General features: G+C 69.8%; 19 protein-coding genes. 12 read left to right on the top strand and 7 right to left on the bottom strand.

Going from position 1 to position 16,581, the window contains the following annotated elements:
- Positions 1-101 precede the first annotated feature (101 nt).
- Entirely contained in the window at positions 102-1,016 is a 915-nt protein-coding gene (locus ACQP0P_RS37120; protein ID WP_433364522.1) for a helix-turn-helix domain-containing protein, read from the bottom strand.
- Positions 1,017-1,218: 202 nt separating this feature from the next.
- Between ACQP0P_RS37120 and ACQP0P_RS37125 the strand changes: the two genes are divergently transcribed.
- Together ACQP0P_RS37125 and ACQP0P_RS37130 are read left to right on the top strand one after the other, a co-directional pair.
- Positions 1,219-1,365 carry a hypothetical protein gene (locus ACQP0P_RS37125; RefSeq protein ID WP_433364525.1) on the top strand — a complete coding sequence of 49 codons (147 nt, stop codon included), beginning with the start codon at positions 1,219-1,221 and terminating at the stop codon, positions 1,363-1,365.
- A 77-nt stretch (positions 1,366-1,442) separates the two neighbouring features.
- A complete protein-coding gene (locus ACQP0P_RS37130; RefSeq protein WP_433364528.1) occupies positions 1,443-1,925 on the top strand; it encodes a PepSY domain-containing protein in 483 nt (160 codons plus the stop codon).
- 175 nt (positions 1,926-2,100) lie between these two features.
- Here the strand turns inward: ACQP0P_RS37130 and ACQP0P_RS37135 are convergent, their stop codons facing one another.
- Entirely contained in the window at positions 2,101-2,778 is a 678-nt protein-coding gene (locus ACQP0P_RS37135; RefSeq protein ID WP_433364531.1) for a hypothetical protein, read from the bottom strand.
- A 125-nt stretch (positions 2,779-2,903) separates the two neighbouring features.
- Between ACQP0P_RS37135 and ACQP0P_RS37140 the strand changes: the two genes are divergently transcribed.
- Both ACQP0P_RS37140 and ACQP0P_RS37145 read left to right on the top strand, forming a co-directional pair.
- Positions 2,904-3,116: a hypothetical protein gene (locus ACQP0P_RS37140; protein ID WP_433364534.1), complete on the top strand. Its 213-nt coding sequence runs from the start codon at positions 2,904-2,906 to the stop codon at positions 3,114-3,116.
- Between the two features lie 126 nt (positions 3,117-3,242).
- Complete coding sequence (locus ACQP0P_RS37145; RefSeq protein WP_433364537.1) at positions 3,243-3,515, top strand: hypothetical protein; 273 nt, start codon at positions 3,243-3,245, stop codon at positions 3,513-3,515.
- Between the two features lie 214 nt (positions 3,516-3,729).
- Here ACQP0P_RS37145 and ACQP0P_RS37150 read toward each other — a convergent pair whose 3' ends face one another.
- Positions 3,730-4,350, bottom strand: a complete 621-nt coding sequence (locus ACQP0P_RS37150; RefSeq protein ID WP_433364540.1) for a uridine kinase — start codon at positions 4,348-4,350, stop codon at positions 3,730-3,732.
- A 303-nt stretch (positions 4,351-4,653) separates the two neighbouring features.
- Between ACQP0P_RS37150 and ACQP0P_RS37155 the strand changes: the two genes are divergently transcribed.
- Positions 4,654-5,046: an isoamylase early set domain-containing protein gene (locus tag ACQP0P_RS37155; RefSeq protein WP_433364543.1), complete on the top strand. Its 393-nt coding sequence runs from the start codon at positions 4,654-4,656 to the stop codon at positions 5,044-5,046.
- Positions 5,047-5,110: 64 nt separating this feature from the next.
- Here the strand turns inward: ACQP0P_RS37155 and ACQP0P_RS37160 are convergent, their stop codons facing one another.
- The gene (locus ACQP0P_RS37160; RefSeq protein WP_433364546.1) at positions 5,111-5,425 is read right to left on the bottom strand and encodes a hypothetical protein; all 315 of its coding nucleotides are present in this window, start codon (positions 5,423-5,425) and stop codon (positions 5,111-5,113) included.
- 175 nt (positions 5,426-5,600) lie between these two features.
- Between ACQP0P_RS37160 and ACQP0P_RS37165 the strand changes: the two genes are divergently transcribed.
- Positions 5,601-5,969: an STAS domain-containing protein gene (locus tag ACQP0P_RS37165; RefSeq protein ID WP_433364549.1), complete on the top strand. Its 369-nt coding sequence runs from the start codon at positions 5,601-5,603 to the stop codon at positions 5,967-5,969.
- Positions 5,970-6,053: 84 nt separating this feature from the next.
- Here the strand turns inward: ACQP0P_RS37165 and ACQP0P_RS37170 are convergent, their stop codons facing one another.
- Complete coding sequence (locus tag ACQP0P_RS37170) at positions 6,054-6,272, bottom strand: EF-hand domain-containing protein (protein ID WP_433364552.1); 219 nt, start codon at positions 6,270-6,272, stop codon at positions 6,054-6,056.
- A 156-nt stretch (positions 6,273-6,428) separates the two neighbouring features.
- Between ACQP0P_RS37170 and ACQP0P_RS37175 the strand changes: the two genes are divergently transcribed.
- From ACQP0P_RS37175 to ACQP0P_RS37195, 5 genes are all read left to right on the top strand, one after another.
- A complete protein-coding gene (locus ACQP0P_RS37175) occupies positions 6,429-6,911 on the top strand; it encodes an N-acetyltransferase family protein (RefSeq protein ID WP_433364555.1) in 483 nt (160 codons plus the stop codon).
- A gap of 361 nt (positions 6,912-7,272) precedes the next feature.
- On the top strand, positions 7,273-8,316 hold the full coding sequence (locus ACQP0P_RS37180) for a lytic polysaccharide monooxygenase auxiliary activity family 9 protein (protein WP_433364558.1): 1,044 nt from the start codon (positions 7,273-7,275) through the stop codon (positions 8,314-8,316).
- Between the two features lie 110 nt (positions 8,317-8,426).
- Entirely contained in the window at positions 8,427-8,936 is a 510-nt protein-coding gene (locus tag ACQP0P_RS37185) for a cellulose binding domain-containing protein (protein WP_433364561.1), read from the top strand.
- Between the two features lie 311 nt (positions 8,937-9,247).
- A complete protein-coding gene (locus ACQP0P_RS37190; RefSeq protein ID WP_433364564.1) occupies positions 9,248-11,635 on the top strand; it encodes a Tex family protein in 2,388 nt (795 codons plus the stop codon).
- A 606-nt stretch (positions 11,636-12,241) separates the two neighbouring features.
- Positions 12,242-12,751, top strand: a complete 510-nt coding sequence (locus ACQP0P_RS37195) for a ricin-type beta-trefoil lectin domain protein (protein WP_433364567.1) — start codon at positions 12,242-12,244, stop codon at positions 12,749-12,751.
- Between the two features lie 76 nt (positions 12,752-12,827).
- On the opposite strand, the gene ACQP0P_RS37200 is transcribed toward ACQP0P_RS37195, so the two are convergent.
- Positions 12,828-14,270: a WGR domain-containing protein gene (locus tag ACQP0P_RS37200; protein WP_433364570.1), complete on the bottom strand. Its 1,443-nt coding sequence runs from the start codon at positions 14,268-14,270 to the stop codon at positions 12,828-12,830.
- 155 nt (positions 14,271-14,425) lie between these two features.
- Positions 14,426-15,058 (bottom strand): DUF998 domain-containing protein, encoded by a 633-nt coding sequence (locus ACQP0P_RS37205; protein WP_433364573.1) that lies wholly within the window; start codon positions 15,056-15,058, stop codon positions 14,426-14,428.
- 359 nt (positions 15,059-15,417) lie between these two features.
- Between ACQP0P_RS37205 and ACQP0P_RS37210 the strand changes: the two genes are divergently transcribed.
- Positions 15,418-16,581, top strand: a complete 1,164-nt coding sequence (locus ACQP0P_RS37210; protein ID WP_433364576.1) for a sensor histidine kinase — start codon at positions 15,418-15,420, stop codon at positions 16,579-16,581.

Genomic DNA, 16,581 nt, shown 5'->3' on the forward strand with positions numbered 1-16,581 from the left:
ATGAAACGACATATCATCTGATCGACAATTAGGACGGCCCCAAACTCTCGGGCAGCGCATCCCCCCGGAACCCACCGGCGAACGGCCGCTGCAGTCCCGTATCAGCCCGAGAGCTCCTCGCGAAGGTCCTCCAGGAACCTCCGGCTCTCGGCGAGGGAGTACGCCTGGATGCACAGGCGGTCCATGACCTGCATGTAGTGGTCGGTCTCGTCGAGCTTGTCCAGATAGAGGGCGCTGGTGAGCTGTTCCATGTAGACCACGTCGGGCAGGTCCCGCTCGGGGAAACGCAGGATGGAGAACGGACCGCCCGCCGCGGCGTGGCCGCCCCGGTCGAACGGCATGATCTGCAGCTTGACGTTGGGCAACTCGACGGCTTCGAGCAGGTGGTCTATCTGGACGCGCAGCACCTGGGGCCCGCCGATGGGCCGCCGCAGCACGGCCTCGTCCATCACCGCCCAGAGCGTCGGAGCGTCCGGCCTGGTCAGCCGCTGCTGACGGGCCATACGGAGCGAGACCCGGCGGTCGACCTCGCTCGCCGAGGCGCCGCCGTGCACGAGCATGATGACGGCCCGCGCGTATTCGGGGCTCTGCAGGAGGCCGGGGATGAACTGCACCTCGTAGGTCCGGACCGTCGAGGCCGCCTCTTCGAGCCCGACGTAGACCTCGAACCAGTTGGGGAGCAGGTCGCCGTACTTGTGCCACCAGCCGGGCGCGTTGGCCTGACGGGCCAGTGTCAGCAGCGGGGCCCTTTCCTCGGTATCGGTCACCCCGTACATCGTCAGCAGATCCGCGACATCGCGCTCCTTGAAACCGACTCGCCCGAGCTCCAGCCGGCTGATCTTGGCGTGGGAGGCGCGGATGGCATAGCCGGCCTGCTCGCGGGTGATGTTCTTGGCGACGCGCAGCCTCCGCAGCTGGGCACCGAGAAGAATGCGCAGGATGGTGGGGCCGGCACCCCCCGCGTAGGTGAGAACACCGCTCTGCGCACCACCGTCCTCGGCGGTCTGTCTGGCCATATCGGCTCCCTGTCGCACCTTCCTACGGTGCCACAGTGTCACATATACGGTGCGAATCTCACAGTCTTGCTAGGACGCACTTGCGTATGCATTTGCAATCGCATGTGCATACATAGACAGATCTTCCTTGACAGCTCATTTTCCGACTCAGGCCCCGTGTCCGAAACCTCACGGAGGCTACCGGCCCAAGGCGAGGTCGCAGGTGTCGTCGTGCGGGACACCCCGGCCGGCCGCGGTACTGCTCTCCCCCACGTACCCGGGTTGGAGGTGCTGGGAGAGCGTGACCGTCACCGTGGACCCGGAGGAACTCGGCCTGCTCTCCCCCTCCGAGGGCGAGACCACCCGCTGAACCGACCGGCGGACCTTAACCTGCTTTTAGGGTTGGCGCAGCGTGGCGCTAACGGGGCACCCGGCAGGCTCGGGGACATGCGAAACACCACGAAACTCACCATCGCCGCCACCGGACTTCTCGCCGTCATCGCCGGAGGTGGCGCGGTCGCCTCCGCCGGAACCACGACGCCCACCCCGGCCCCCAGCGGCACGGCGACGACTCCCGCGCCGGTGAATCCGACGCCCGACGCCGAGAGCACCCCCGCGCCCGGCGAGGCGGAGGCCAAGGTCTCACGGGACGAGGCCGTCAGGATCGCTCAGGAGAAGGTGCCCGGCGCCAAGCTCGTCAAGGTCGAGTTCGACGGCGACGAGACTCCCGCCAACTGGGAGGTCGAGCTCCGCGAAGGCGACGTCGAGCACGACTTCGACGTCGACGCCGCCACCGGCGCGATCCTGGAGCAGGACCGGGAGGCCGTGGACGACGACGCCGACGACAACGCCACCAACGGCAAGAACGACCACGATGACCACGATGACCGGGATGACCGGGACGACCACCACGATCGGGACGATGACTGACCACCTGACCGGTGTGAGGAGCCCGTGACGCCCCTGTGCCACGGGCTCCCCTGCCGAACGGGCTACTCCTCCTCGGACCGCGGGGCGCGGTCCCCGGCACCCCGCACGACCTCCTCGGCGGCACCTTCCCGGACGTACCGCCTGCCCGTGCGAACGGCCGCGGAGGACGCGGTCGTCAGCGCCGCCGCACCCGGTAGGCCAGCGCCGCGAGGGCGGTGACCCCCAGAAGCCCCGCGACCAGGTACGAGGGCCGCCACCAGGAGCCGCGCTCCACGACCGCCACGGTGGTCATACCGCCGGGCGCACCCCCCGCGGGCGCCGCCGCCGGGGTGGCGACGGGCGTGGCGGCGACGGGCGTGGCGGGAGTGCTGGAGGCGACATCGCCCAGGGGGACGGCCGGCGGCCGGATCGCCCCCCAGTGCTCCTGCGGCGGCTGGCCGGCGATCGACTGCCTGAACTCCCTGGGAACCGGGGCGATCTCCAGCCCTCCCGGCACGGTGAGGGTGCCGATCCGGTAGGGCGCGAACCAGCCCTGGACTGCCTCCACCTGCCACGTTCCCTTGGGCAGCGAGATCGCGGCGGCGTAGTGGGCGGGCTCCTTCAACTCCACTCCGACAAACTTGAGGCTTTTCTTCCCGTCCGTGAACTTCAGCGCGACCTCGCCCAGGTCGTCGCCCAGGTACGGGTGGGTGCCGTGCTGAAGCAGCCAGAAGCCGAGCGTGTACGTCGTGTCCGGGGCCGTCTTCGCGGGAACCGGGTCCATCACGGTGATCGCCCAGCCTCCGGCCCGCGCCGGTGCGGCCAGGGCCAGCAGGGGGACGATGAACGCCAGGAGGATAAGGATTCGTCTCATGCGGGAGGTACACCGGCCGGGCCGGTCAGGTTCCCGTCACCGGGCGGGCGCGAGGCCGGATCGGCGGGCACGGCGAGACGGCCACGGCCGGGAGTCGAGGCCGAAAGCAGGGGTATGGACAGCAGATGAGCCTTCAGGAAGAACTGCGGCAGGTCGAAGAGGATCTGGAGAGACTGCGTAACGAGGTCGCCGAGATACGCAGGCAGGTCGGAGAGCTCGGCCCCACCGACCTCGTCGAACGATCAATGATGATCAACCAGGCCGACGAGCAGGAGATCCTCGTCAACGAACTCGACGCCAGGCGCGAAGACCTCCTCAAGCGCCTCGGCAAGGAGTGACCGGGACCACCGGCACCAAGATGCCCCCACCTGCGGTTCTTCACACTTGGTTATCTGTGGTTCCCCAGGGTAACCATAACAGCGAACCACCATCAGGGGGATGAAATGATCAGTACGCTTCACAAAATGGGCGTGAAGTCCAACGCGATGTACATCGCCGGAATCGCCTCGATCGGCCTGTCCTTCGCGGCGTGGCTGGCATCGAATTCGGCGGAGAAGGCAGGCATCGACCGGGCGGACCGGTGGGGGATCTTCATCGGTGAGTGGGCACCCACCTTCTTCGGGATCGGGATCGCGCTGCGCATGGAGGAGGCCCGCGACGAGATGCGGCCGACGGAGCAGGAGATGCTCCACGGCACGTACTCCGAGGGCAGAATGCCCTCGCGCGCGGGTGTCTAGGCCCCCTCTCGCGGACCTTGCCGTGGCGAGGGTCGGTCAGGTGGTGCCTCGCGAGGCGGAGGAGGGAGCCGCGGCGGGCCGCGGTGATCGACGGCAACGCGGCGAGGCGCCACCTGACCGTGCCGTTGGATGATCGAAGGCGGGGCGTGTCCACCGGGACGCACCCCGCCTTCGTGCCCGGCCCTCATTCCCGCTCCGCCCGCCGGGAGACGGGTCACGGCGCTGTGACCAGGGCCGGATGTCTCGGGTCGTCGACGCGAACGACCATGTCGGCGACCCGCGCCGGCGCGACCTCCGCCTCGTAGCGCGCGTAGGCGGGCAGCGTCCAGCGCTCCTCGTCCGGGGTGCGCCGGGCGAGCGCGCCCGGCGAGAGCCTCAGGTGCACGGTCAGGTCGAACGGCAGCCCCCTGCCCAGCAGCAGCGGACCCGCCAGCAGCAGCACCCCACCTGGGGGGACGGTGACGTAGGGCGCGCGGGTGGCCCGATCGATCGTGCTGTCCCACAGCGTGGGCAGCACCTTCCCCGACCGGCCGGGAGCGAGCGGCCCCAGAACCTCGCGGACCAGCCCTTTGTAGTCGAACCAGTCGGTGTAGAAGGAGTCAGGATCGATCCTGCCGTACTCGAAACGGAGCGAGGCCGGGCGCAGGAAGTCGGCGGAGAGGACACGGAGCACCTCCCGGCCGCGGAGCCGGAGCGGGTCGACCAGCGCGTCGGCGAGATCCCCGGGCCGCGCCGCCGGCGCTCCGTCGAGCGCGACGCGCACCCAGGAGTCACGAGGCTCCGCGTCCACCCGGTTCGCGACTTCCTCCACCAGTGACGACGGGGAGATCGGCATTATGTCCACTCCACCATCCTGGCCGACACCCGACCAGTCTCCGACCGTGGATCGGCCGACCGCCATGCTCGGGTCAAGGTCGGACGTGATGCCGATCAAAAGTCGGTCTGCCCGGGTTGTCCCGCCGCTACGGGCGGTAACGATCCATATGGGATCGACGGCTCGGCCGTGACTGAGCGTCGGCCTCCCGGTCGCGTCACGTCCCTGTCGGCGCGACCCGGTAGTTGGCGTGATCTTCACGTCTTTCCGCAACCGAGATCACGGCACGTTACGCACGGAGACAGTGATGTCAGGAGGATTTCAGTGATCAAGCGCGGTAAGCCGACCAAGAACGGCCAGGTCAAGCTGACTTTCACCATAGCGGAGGGCCCGGCCAGGGGAGGGGTTTCACTGGTCGGCGACTTCAACGGCTGGGACCCCTACGCCCACCCCATGCAACGCAAGGAGAACGGCACCTACCAGGTGAGCCTGACCGTCCCCGCACGGCAGCCCATCCGTTTCCGCTACCTCGCGGACGGCGGCGTGTGGTTCGACGACGCCGACGCCGATCACCACGACGAGCACGGTGGCCGGATCAACCCGGTGGACGTCCAGGAAGCGCCGGAGGGAATCACCTCGGCGCCCGGCGTCGGCAAGCCGATGCGGCAGACGCTCACGGCGGGGCTGCCGGTCACGAACTCGGTATCCGCCTCGTAAGGTCTGGAACCACGCATGGAACGGAGTCCCGTGCGCGGGACATGCCGTTGCGCCGTCTCCGCGATCACCGGGGCGACCTGCCCCTTCCCGTCCCCGCGAGGGCGTGAAAAGGCAGGCTGCCCCGCCCGCGGACGGTGACCGGGTTCTCACGGATGACCGCCGAGTACGCCGAGGGTGTCGCGGGCGACAGGGCCAAGGCCGCGGCGGCGGTGAGGAGGTCCCCGATCGTCCGCTCCGCCGGATCGGGGTCGGGACTCCGCTCGCTGTGCTCGGTGCGCAGGACCTCGCCGTCGACGAGGTGAAGCTCCCGCGTTGACCGTGGGCACTGCCGGGCCTGTGGTTCCCATTTTCCGGGCCTGCCCGGAGGCGGAACGGGCAAACGGCGCCTCCCTGAGCGGGTCCGCTTCGCGTCGGGCGCCGTCCTGACATCCGGCGGTTCCCGGTCACCCGTTGAACTGTCACAAGCCACGGGCGTACGGTGGTGCTGATGGCACCAGTCCTTGCACGGCTCCCGACAGGGCGCTGTCTCCAACTGCCGTAGACAGCGGGGCGATATGACTCGGCTTTCCGTCACCGTGGACGCGCGTCCGCAGTTCTCCGTAGTGACCCTGATCGGCGATCTGGACAAGTCATCGGCTCCCCTGCTGGAGGAGAGACTCGCGGAGTTCATGAGACGGGGCCATGTCTGCCTGGTCGTCGACACGACGAAGCTGGAATTCTGCGACTCCACGGGCATCTGGGTGCTGCTGACCAGCCTGCGGCGCGCCTACGAGCGGAAGGGCTGGCTGCGCCTCGTCGGCGTGCACGGATTCCTCGGCCGCCTGCTCGATCTGACCAAACTGCGAGACGCGTTTCCCATCGCCTCCACGGTCGAGGAGTCGGTGCGCGAACTCTCCGGTGAGAGCGTCATCGCCTCACGTTGATTCCCGGCGGGATCGTGAGCCGGACCGTGGACACGGACATGGCTGCCGGGCGCGCCCGCTCCCCGAGGAGAGCGGGCGGGCGGATCAGCCGCGGGAGACCAGGCGGACGAACTCCTCGAACGAGAATCGGCCGTCGCCATCGGAGTCGCCGTCCCGGTTCAGCGACCCGATGGCCTCCGCGGGCAGGTCGGGGAAGTGCCCGCCGAACTCCGCCTCCGTGATGAATCCGTCACCGTCGGCGTCGATGGCCGCGAACGCCCGCCTGAGTTCCGCCAACCGCTCCCCCGTGGGCTCTGTCGACATGGTGACCCGCCTCTCTCAACGACCCGCACTTCGATCAGCAGCCAACTTACGGGAGGAGCCACCCGCACAGCTACATCGCGATATATGTCATGTTTTATTATCAAAAATCCGCTTTGCTGGCGTGGTTCCCCTGTATCCCGCGCCTAGACTGCGAGCATGATTCGCCCCGCAACACCGGATGACATTCCGACGATCATCGACATGATCCACGGCCTCGCGGAGTACGAGAAGGCGCCGGATCAGGTCAAGAACACCCCGGACCTGCTCCGTGAGGCGCTCTTCCGCCCCTCCCCCAGCGTGTTCTGCCACATGGCCACCGATGGGGACAGGGCCACGGGGTTCGCGATCTGGTTCGTCTCCTACTCGACCTGGACCGGTACGCACGGGGTCTACCTCGAAGATCTTTTCGTCCGCCCCGAGCACCGGCGTGGCGGGTACGGCAGGGAACTGCTCACAGAACTGGCCCGCATCTGCGTGGAGCGCGGCTACGACCGGTTCGAGTGGTCGGTGCTCGACTGGAACGCCCCCGCCATCGACTTCTACCGGTCGCTCGGCGCGGAACCGCAAGACGAGTGGGACAGGTACCGGCTCGCGGGCCCCGCGCTCGAGAAGCTCGCCGCGACGGAGAGAAAGCTGTAGTCACACCAGGTCCGTCCTTGCCGCCGAGACCGGCCGGAACACCGTTCCGGCCGGTCTCGGCGTTTTCCGTATGGCATTCCCCGCACCATCCGGAAGCCCTCGTGCGAAAACCTCACCGGAACACGCTCAGGCTGTGAACCTTTCATCTCACAAAGCCGCCCTCCACTCATCTGACCTGCTACGACAGCCTGTCATCGGACCTCGGGAAAGGCGCTCCGTTTACACCCCTGGATCGACGACCTAGAGTCCGTCTCGCGTGAGCGCCTCACCGCCATTGATCAACTACTCGTCACCCCTCGAAAGGGAGGGTAATTCTGTGAGTAAATGGCGAAGTATGGCTGTCGCCAGTGTGGCCACATTAATGACCGCACTGCTCGCCGTCGTCCTCGTTCCCCAGTCGGCCTCGGCGCACGGCGCCATGATGACGCCTGGCAGCCGGACCTTTTTCTGCTGGCAGGACGGCCTCTCCCCGCAGGGGAACATCGTGCCCATCAACCCGGCCTGCTCGGCGGCGGTGGCCCAGAGCGGAGCCAACTCGCTCTACAACTGGTTCAGCGTGCTGCGGTCCGACGGCGCCGGGCGGACCCAGGGGTTCATCCCGGACGGCCAGGCGTGCAGCGGCGGCAACCCCGGCTACAGCGGGTACGACCTGCCGAGCGCCGACTGGCCGGTGACGCACCTGACCTCGGGCGCGTCGATCCAGTTCAAGTACAACAAGTGGGCCGCCCACCCCGGCTGGTTCTACCTCTACATCACCAAGGACGGCTGGAACCCCAACCGGGCGCTGACCTGGGGTGACCTGGAGAGCACGCCCTTCCACACGGCCGACCACCCGCAGAGCGTCGGCTCACCGGGTACCAACGACGCCCACTACTACTGGAACGCCACGCTGCCCTCGAACAAGACGGGCCGCCACATCATCTACTCGGTGTGGAAGCGCTCCGACTCCAACGAGACGTTCTACAACTGCTCCGACGTGGTCTTCGACGGCGGTAACGGCGAGGTGACCGGTGTCGGCCGGCCGGGCACCAACCCGACCCCGACCCCGACCGTGACGCCGACTGTGACCCCGACCGTGACCCCGACCGTGACGCCACCACCGGGGAACGCGGCGTGCACCGCCTCCTACAAGACCGTCAACTCCTGGTCGGGCGGCTTCCAGGCCGAGGTGACCGTGAGCAACCCGGGTTCCGCCGCCATCAACGGCTGGACCGCGAAGTGGACGCTCGGCAGCGGCAGTGCCATAAACAGCCTGTGGAACGGCACGTACACCGCATCGGGGTCCGCGGTCACGGCCAAGAACGCCGACTGGAACCGGACGATAGCGGCCGGAGGCTCGACCACCTTCGGGTTCACCGCCTCGGGCACCAGCGGCTCCCCGACCGTCACCTGTACCAGCCCATAACCGGTCGTGGTCCCGCCGGTGCCTGACGGGCGCCGGCGGGACCACGCGCGTTTCCCCGCCTCACCCCGCCGTGTCCGTACCGGGCACGTGTCCTCGCGGAAGGGAATCCCGTGCCGCCCACCACGAAGATCGCGCAACTGCTGGGTCTCGTCTCGCTCGGCGCGGCGGTGACCCTGATCGCGGCGGCCTGCGCGGGCCGGACGCCGGAGGGCCGGCACACCGCGGCGCACCTCCCCTCCCCGATCCCCCCTCAGGCCACCTCGGCGCCACCGCCTTCCCCGGCCGTCCAGCGAGACACCCCGGCCGCGCTCCCGGCCGCGGCGAAGTGCCGGGCGACGGTCACCCTGGTGGAGTCGTGGCCCGGCGGCTACCGGGGCGCCGCGACGATCACCAACGACGGCGAGCAGCCGCTGGGCGGCTGGTACATCCAGTGGATGCTGCCGCAGGGGGCGACCCTGACCCAGGCGTGGAACGGCACCCACATGCAGAGCGGTCCCGTCGCGATGATCCACGCCTTGGGCGACAAGCCGCCGCTGCGGCCGGGAGCGACCGCCACCGACATCGGCTTCGTGGGAGCCGCCGCCACCCCCCCGGCCTTCACCGAGATCACCTGCGGTTAGCGGCACCCCGGGGCGGGCGCCCGCTCCCGGTCGGCTGAGGCCGGACGCGTCCGCGAGCGTCCCCACCCGGGCCTCGAACCGGTGGTGATCGGCTCCCTCACCGCGGTCGGAGCCACCATCGAGTGGACCCGGCCGCCCCCACCCTGGAGGTATCGCCCTGGCTTCCTGCTCACGACCGTCGCCGCCGCGGTACGGCCCATGATGGTGCGCGGTTCTTTTCCGGCTCTCGCGTGATTCCCGCCTCCGGCTCTCCGACCCGCCGGGGAGGTGAGGCGGTAGCTTGGGACCGCCATCAAGAAGGAAGAGAGATCGTGACCACGTCTATTCATCAGCGGATCGCCGAAGAGCTGGGTGTGCGCGAGCGACAGGTGCGGGCGGCGGTGGACCTGCTCGACGGCGGCGCCACCGTGCCGTTCATCGCCCGCTACCGCAAGGAAGCCACCGAGATGCTCGACGACACGCAGCTGCGCACTCTGGAGGAGAGGCTGCGCTATCTGCGGGAGCTGGAGGAGCGGCGCACCGCGATCCTGGAATCGATCGAAGGCCAGGGCAAGCTCGACGACGCCCTGCGGGCACAGATCATGGCGGCCGACTCCAAGGCCCGCCTGGAGGACATCTACCTTCCCTACAAGCCCAAGCGGCGGACCAAGGCGCAGATCGCCAGGGAGGCGGGGCTCGAACCGCTCGCCGACGGTCTGCTGGCGGACCCGTCGGTCGACCCGCGGGCCGCTGCGGAGGCGTTCGTCGGCGAGGGGGTGGCCGACGCCGCCGCCGCGCTTGACGGTGCTCGCGCGATCCTGGTCGAGCGGTTCGGCGAGGACGCCGACCTGGTCGGCGAACTGCGCGAGCGGATGTGGACGAAGGGGCGCCTGGTCGCGGCGGTCCGCGAGGGCAAGGAGGCGGAGGGCGCCAAGTTCTCCGACTACTTCGACTTCGCCGAGCCGTTCACCAAGCTGCCCTCGCACCGGATCCTGGCGATGTTCCGGGGGGAGAAGGAGGAGGTCCTCACCCTCACCCTGGAGCCGGAGCCCGAGCCCACCGGCACCTACGAGGGCCGCGTCGCGCACCGCTTCGGCATCGCCGACCGGGGAAGGCCCGCCGACGCGTGGCTGGCCGACACGGTCCGCTGGGCCTGGCGCACCCGCATCCTCGTCCACCTCGGCATCGACCTGCGGACGCGCATGTGGCAGGCCGCCGAGGAGGAGGCGGTCCGCGTGTTCGCCGCGAACCTGCGCGACCTGCTGCTCGCCGCGCCCGCGGGGAGCCGCGCGACCATGGGGCTGGACCCGGGGCTGCGCACCGGCGTGAAGGTCGCGGTGGTCGACGCGACCGGCAAGGTGCTGGCCACCGACACGATCTACCCCCACGAACCGCGCCGCCAGTGGGACCAGTCGCTGGCCACCCTCGCCGCGCTGGCGAAGAAGTACGACGTGGAGCTCGTCTCCATCGGCAACGGCACCGCCTCGCGCGAGACCGACAAGCTCGCGGGCGAGCTGGTGAAGCTGGTCCCCGGGCTGACCAAGGTCGTGGTGTCGGAGGCCGGGGCCTCGGTCTACTCCGCCTCGGCGTTCGCCTCGCAGGAACTGCCCGGCATGGACGTGTCGCTGCGCGGCGCCGTGTCGATCGCCCGGCGGCTCCAGGACCCGCTGGCCGAGCTGGTCAAGATCGACCCCAAGTCGATCGGCGTCGGCCAGTACCAGCACGACCTCGCCGAGACCAAGCTCTCCCGCTCCCTCGACGCGGTGGTGGAGGACTGCGTGAACGCGGTCGGCGTCGATGTCAACACCGCCTCGGCACCGCTGCTCACCCGGGTCTCGGGCATCGGCTCCGGGCTCGCCGAGAACATCGTCCAGCACCGCGACGCCAACGGCCCGTTCCGTTCCCGCAAGGCGCTGAAGGACGTGGCCAGGCTCGGCCCGAAGGCCTTCGAGCAGTGCGCGGGCTTCCTGCGCATCCGCGGCGGCGACGACCCGCTCGACACCTCCAGCGTGCACCCGGAGTCCTACCCGGTGGTGCGGCGCATCCTGCAGAGCACCGGCGGTGACATCACCACCCTGATCGGCAACGGTACGGTGCTGCGGGCCCTGCGCCCGGCGGAGTTCGTGGACGACACCTTCGGGCTGCCGACCGTCACCGACATCCTCTCCGAGTTGGAGAAGCCGGGCCGTGACCCGCGCCCGGCCTTCAAGACGGCGACCTTCAAGGAGGGCGTGGAGAAGCTCTCCGACCTCACCCCCGGCATGCTGCTGGAGGGCGTGGTCACCAACGTGGCCGCCTTCGGCGCCTTCGTCGACGTCGGCGTGCACCAGGACGGCCTGGTACACGTGTCGGCGCTGTCGCACAACTTCGTCAAGGACCCGCGCGAGGTGGTCAAGCCCGGTGACATCGTCAGGGTGAAGGTGCTCGACGTCGACATCCCCCGCAAGCGCATCTCGCTCACCCTGCGCCTGGATGACGACGTCAAGCCGTCCGGCCCGCGAGGACCGCGCGACCAGCGCGACCAGCAGGGCGGTGGCGGTCAGCGCCAGGGCGACGGCGGCAGGCGGGGTGGCGGGCAGAGCGACGGGCAGAGCGGCGGGCAGGCACGCGGCGACCGGCAGCGGCAGGACCGCGGGGGCCGGCAGCGTAACGCGCCGAGCGGTGCGATGGCCGACGCCCTGCGCCGCGCCGGGCTCGACGGCTCCGGCGGTCGCCCCTGATCCGTACCGGATGATCCGGACGGCGCGTAAGAGACCCTCGGCGTCGGCGGCCGCCGGTGCCGCACGGAACCACGACGAAGACAGGCCCGGTGGCCTCCGCGAACGAGGCCACCGGTGCCGCACGACCCTCGGGTGCTCCGCTCGCCCCGTCGGCGGGCCGCGGGCGTCCTGACGAATTCCTCTGACAGGGACCGCCCCCTGGAACGGCCCCCTCCGCAGGTCACCGCCTCGCGCCTCCGCACAGATCACAGCGTTTCGCACGGGCCTGCCAGCCGGGCCGCGCGACTTTTTTTACCTCTTGTATTGACTAGAGAACGAAGTCTGACCTAGGGTCCCGGGCAAGCGAGACCTTGCCGTGAAGGGACCCCCCATGACTCGCTCTCTCCAACGCGGGACGTTGGCGGATGCGAGGCGCGCCGACCGCTCCCCATCCGGGCAAGACCTCGCCTCCCCCTGCCGTATCCGTCGCGGCAGGACCTCAGGACACGCCGAGCGGCGCGCCGCCACACGTCAGGCCCACCGGATCGCGTACGGCCACTCGCAAAAAGCACGCTCGTCATGTCCGGCCCCCCGCACGCCCCCTCCAAGACGGAAGGAAATCCGCGTATGGCCGCCAGACAGTCGCCTCCCCGGCGCCGTCGCACGCCGCTCCCGACCACCCTCGGCGGGATGCTCACCGTCGTCGCCCTCGCCCTCGCCGGGGTGACGGTCGCGTCACCGGCCGCCGCCGCCACCGGGCAGATCACCGGCATCGGCGGCAAGTGCGTCGACGTCGCCGCCGCCAACAGTGCCAACGGCACCGCCGTCCAGCTCTACGACTGCAACGGCACCTCCGCCCAGCAGTGGACCCTCGGCACCGACGGCACCATCCGCGCCCTCGGCAAGTGCCTGGACGTCACCGCCGCCGGCACCGCCAACGGAACGCAGATCCAGCTCTACGACTGCAACGGCACCGCCGCCCAGCAGTGGGTCCACAGCGGGGCCCGCGACATCGTGAACCCCGCGGCCGACAAGTGCCTGGACGCCACCGGCCAGTCCAGCGCCAACGGCACCCGCCTGCAGATCTGGGAGTGCAGCGGCAACGCCAACCAGAAGTGGACCGTCCCGGCGGCCTGACCACCCCCGTCATGGGCCGGGCGGTCTCGGCCCATGACGGGCTCCCGACCGGCCGGAGGCCGACTTCGCCGCACGGTCAGAGCAGGCGCCTGATGTCGCCGTAGGCCCGGTAGAAACCGCCCCGCTCGGAGAAGCGGACGCCCTCGACGAGGTAGCGTGCCCCGGCCTCGCGCACCCCCTTGGGGAACTGCACGTTCCGCCGCGTGTCGTAGCCCTCGCTGACCACCCGTACCCGGAGCCGCTCGCCCTCGCGGAAGCACTCCACCACCACGCCCTCGCCGGTGTGCGAGACCGTGTCGAGCACCACGGTCTCCAGCACGGTGGTGGGCTCCACCACCGCCAGTCCGGCGGACGCCTTGACGTCGACAGACTCGGGGACGCTGCCCCCCTGGGCCGCCCTGATCGCCTCCTCGCCCACGTCGATGCAGGCCAGGGTGCCGTCGGTGGTCACGATGTAGAGGCGGTCGTCGAGATACTGCATGGAGAAGGCGGAGCCGCAACCGGTGGCCAGCTTCCACAGGCGCTCGCCACCCTGGTCGAAGCAGTAGATCGAGGAGTGATTGTCACCGGCGAAGACGTAGCGGCCTTCGGGAGCGGTGGCGCAGGAGAAGACCGTGGCGTCACAGCGGTAGACCGCCTGGCTGACGCCATCCGACTTGCGCAGCCGGTGCACGGCGCCGCGCGAGGTGCCGGCGTAGACCGAACCGGCCTCCTGCCAGCCGAACAGCACCGCGCCGTTGATGGGCGTCTCCCACACCGGCACCCCGTCCGCGGCGTCATAGCGGGCCACCCCGGTGGAGTGTCCGTGGTAGACGGCCTCGTCGTCGCAGCGGACCATCCAGGCCGAGTCGCCCCTGCCCTTGCGCGCCCACTGGAACTCGTCCTCGTGGTCGATCGTGGTGATCCGCCCAGCACGGTCGGAGACGCCCAGCACGCCGTCGTGGATGTCCAGCCAGTAGATGTCGACGTCCTCGGCGATCTCGTACGCGACCCTCGGCACCTTGCCGCCGAGGTCGTAGACCTTGCCGTCGTCGGCGCCCGCGTAGATCCAGAAGTCGTCGCCGACGATGCACTTGACCCCGTCGGGGAGCCGGAAGCGGCCGGTGACGGTGCCGCCGTGGGTGACGGTGTAGACGTCACCGCGCTGGTTGCCGACCCAGCAGCGCTCGGAGTCGACGAAGATGCCGAACGCCGCCGCGCCGCTGGCGAAGCGCCAGAGCACCGGCGCCTGGGTGGCGGTGGAGCGGGCGCTCTCCACGCTGCGCCTGGTGACCGTGCGGCGCTGGCGCACCCCCTGCACGGCGGGGGCGTAACCCCTGCGGATCTTCTCGTTGATCTTCTTCGCGGCGGCCGCCTCGGCCTTCGCCACGCTGGCGAAGGCCGATGCCTTGGACTGGCCGGACTCGCCGATGCGGCCGTACCTGATCGTCACCTGGGTCCCGTCGAGCACCACCTCGTAGAACTTGTGCGAGCTCCCGCCGTCCTCGGACAGTTCCAGGTACGTGCTCCGCGCGGTCATGCTCCACCCTCTCCGTTGATCGACGTTTCCGGAGCGTAGGGCAGCCGTACGACAAATAATGAAAAGTCAGGAAAAGTAGCGGCGAGGGTTGTCGATCGGCAGCCGAACCCGTCCGTGTTTCGCACGCTCCGGCCTCCCCCCGGACCGGGAGTACGTCACCCCGGATCGCGAACGGCCGCTGGGAGCGTGCGGCGGGTACGGCCGCACCCGGCTCCGGCCATCAGGCCCAGCATGGCCAGCACCGCCACCTCGAAGCCCACCACCAGCCGCTGCGTCACCCCGGCGGGGATGTCCTCGCCCGCCAGGTCCACGCCGGCCATCCGCACCACGTACGGGAGGACCACCAGGACCAGCACGCCCAGGGAGGCCAGACTGAGCAGCCGGATCGTGCGGGCGTACGGACCGGCCGCGTGCCGCCTGGCCAGGAGCAGTCCGGCGACCGGCATCGTCAGGAAGGCCACGAACGCCGCGTACCTGTGGATGCCACCGGACATCGACAGCGGCACGCCCGGCTCGTCGGTGGGGAAGGCGCCGATCAGCAGCATGCACAGGCCCCAGATTCCGACCAGCAGGGCCGCCGCGCGGTCCCCGTCCCGCCGGGCCAGCATGGCCCCGATGATCGTCGCGGCGGCGGCGAAGAGCGTGAGCGACAGGGGAAGCAACCAGCCGTCCGCCTCGAACGCGTACTCGCTGATCACCGTGTGCACCGGGTCGAGACCGGTGACCACGTGCAGCCCGAGCATCGTGGCCGCCCCGGTGCCGATCGCCGCGTAACCGCCAAGGATCATCGCAGATCCCGTGAACGCCTGACTTCCCATGCCTCAACGATGGCGACGATCAAGATTCCGGAATATCGGAGAGAGCCCCCTGACGTCCCTGAACGGTCCCGTAAGGATCTCGGGGCCAGGTGGTGCCGTCCTCCCGGGGACGCTCCCCGCGCCATCTCCCTGACCTGCGCGAAAACCCGCGATGGTAGGGCGGCCCCCATCAGGGTCGCCCTCGGGGTGAACATGGCTCGAAAACCACGTACTGTGCCCCTCACCGCCATCAAGGCCTGCCTTGATCCGCAATCCCCCCAAAGATGGATGTCAACCTCCCTCCCCGCCCCTTACCCTCACGTCATGCCGCACCCCCCTCCCCCCGCGTCGTGAGCCGCCGTTTCCCGCCCACCGCCGTCGACTGGCTGATCGCGGCGGTCATGGCCGTGTTCGGGCTCGCCGAGGAGCTCAGCAGACGCACGTCGGCCTTCGACCACGAGCAGTCCCCGTGGTGGCTGGTCGCGGTGATGGCCGCGGCGGCCCTGGTGCTCGTACGGCGCCGTGCCCCGTTCACGGTCCTGACCGTCTACTCGCTGGCGAGCGCGGTGAGCTTCGCGTACTTCGGCGACCTCGCCGCCGCCTGGCAGTTCTACACCCAGCTCATCCTGCTGTTCACCCTGATCAGCGAGGCTCCCCTGCGAGATCCCAGGACCGGGATCGGGCTCGTGGTCACCGGACTTTTCATCGGGTCGATGATGCTGGCCGTCGACCAGCAAGCCGCTCCAAGGGACGTGGTGGTGACCATGGTGATGGCCTCGATCGCCGGCGGCACGGGCTTCGCCGTATGGCGGCACCGGCAGGTCGCGGCCCTGGCGCGAGAACGTGGCGAGTTGCTCGCCCGCGAGGCCGTGGCCGAGGAGCGCACCCGGATCGCCCACGAGCTGCACGACGTGGTCGCCCACAGCGTCAGCGTCATGGTCATGCAGGCCGGCGCGGCCAGGTTGATGCTCCGCCCCGAGCAGTTGGCCGAGCGCGAGACGCTGACCGTGGTGGAGGAGGCCGGCCGCGAGGCGGTCGAGGAGCTCCGCCGCATGCTCGGCCTGCTGTGCACCGACTCCGGCGAGGACGGGCTGGCCCCGCAGCCCAGCCTGGCCCGGCTGGAGGACCTGGTGGAGCAGGTACGCGCCGCCGGGCTGGAGGTGGAGCTGACCGTGCGGGGCGAGGCCCGGCCGCTCCCGGCCGGGCTGGAGCTGTCGGCCTACCGGATCATCCAGGAGGCGCTGACCAACACGCTCAAGCACGCGGGCCCGGCACGCGTCACGGTCACCGTCTCCCACCTGCCGCGTACGCTCAGCCTGGAGGTCGTCGACGACGGCCCCAGAAACGGCCACGCCGGTCTCCAGGGCGCCGGGCACGGCCTGATCGGCATGCGGGAGCGGGTCGCACTCTTCCACGGGCGGCTCGCCACCGGGCCGCTACGGGACGGCGGTTACGGCGTCAGTGTCTCGTTCCCGCTGGCGGTGCGGGCCACCGGAGAGGAACCCGCCGGTTGA

This window comes from Streptosporangium sp. CA-115845 (assembly GCF_050943795.1).
Lineage (GTDB): Bacteria > Actinomycetota > Actinomycetes > Streptosporangiales > Streptosporangiaceae > Streptosporangium.

Coding starts and splice junctions, on each gene's coding strand:
- ACQP0P_RS37180 (WP_433364558.1), top strand. CDS start 7,273: ATGACCGCACTGCTCGCCGTCGTCCTCGTTCCCCAGTCGGCCTCGGCG.
- ACQP0P_RS37120 (WP_433364522.1), bottom strand. CDS start 1,016: ATGGCCAGACAGACCGCCGAGGACGGTGGTGCGCAGAGCGGTGTTCTC.
- ACQP0P_RS37205 (WP_433364573.1), bottom strand. CDS start 15,058: ATGATCCTTGGCGGTTACGCGGCGATCGGCACCGGGGCGGCCACGATG.
- ACQP0P_RS37175 (WP_433364555.1), top strand. CDS start 6,429: ATGATTCGCCCCGCAACACCGGATGACATTCCGACGATCATCGACATG.
- ACQP0P_RS37170 (WP_433364552.1), bottom strand. CDS start 6,272: ATGTCGACAGAGCCCACGGGGGAGCGGTTGGCGGAACTCAGGCGGGCG.
- ACQP0P_RS37130 (WP_433364528.1), top strand. CDS start 1,443: ATGCGAAACACCACGAAACTCACCATCGCCGCCACCGGACTTCTCGCC.
- ACQP0P_RS37165 (WP_433364549.1), top strand. CDS start 5,601: ATGACTCGGCTTTCCGTCACCGTGGACGCGCGTCCGCAGTTCTCCGTA.
- ACQP0P_RS37145 (WP_433364537.1), top strand. CDS start 3,243: ATGGGCGTGAAGTCCAACGCGATGTACATCGCCGGAATCGCCTCGATC.
- ACQP0P_RS37200 (WP_433364570.1), bottom strand. CDS start 14,270: ATGACCGCGCGGAGCACGTACCTGGAACTGTCCGAGGACGGCGGGAGC.
- ACQP0P_RS37195 (WP_433364567.1), top strand. CDS start 12,242: ATGGCCGCCAGACAGTCGCCTCCCCGGCGCCGTCGCACGCCGCTCCCG.
- ACQP0P_RS37150 (WP_433364540.1), bottom strand. CDS start 4,350: ATGCCGATCTCCCCGTCGTCACTGGTGGAGGAAGTCGCGAACCGGGTG.
- ACQP0P_RS37135 (WP_433364531.1), bottom strand. CDS start 2,778: ATGAGACGAATCCTTATCCTCCTGGCGTTCATCGTCCCCCTGCTGGCC.
- ACQP0P_RS37140 (WP_433364534.1), top strand. CDS start 2,904: ATGAGCCTTCAGGAAGAACTGCGGCAGGTCGAAGAGGATCTGGAGAGA.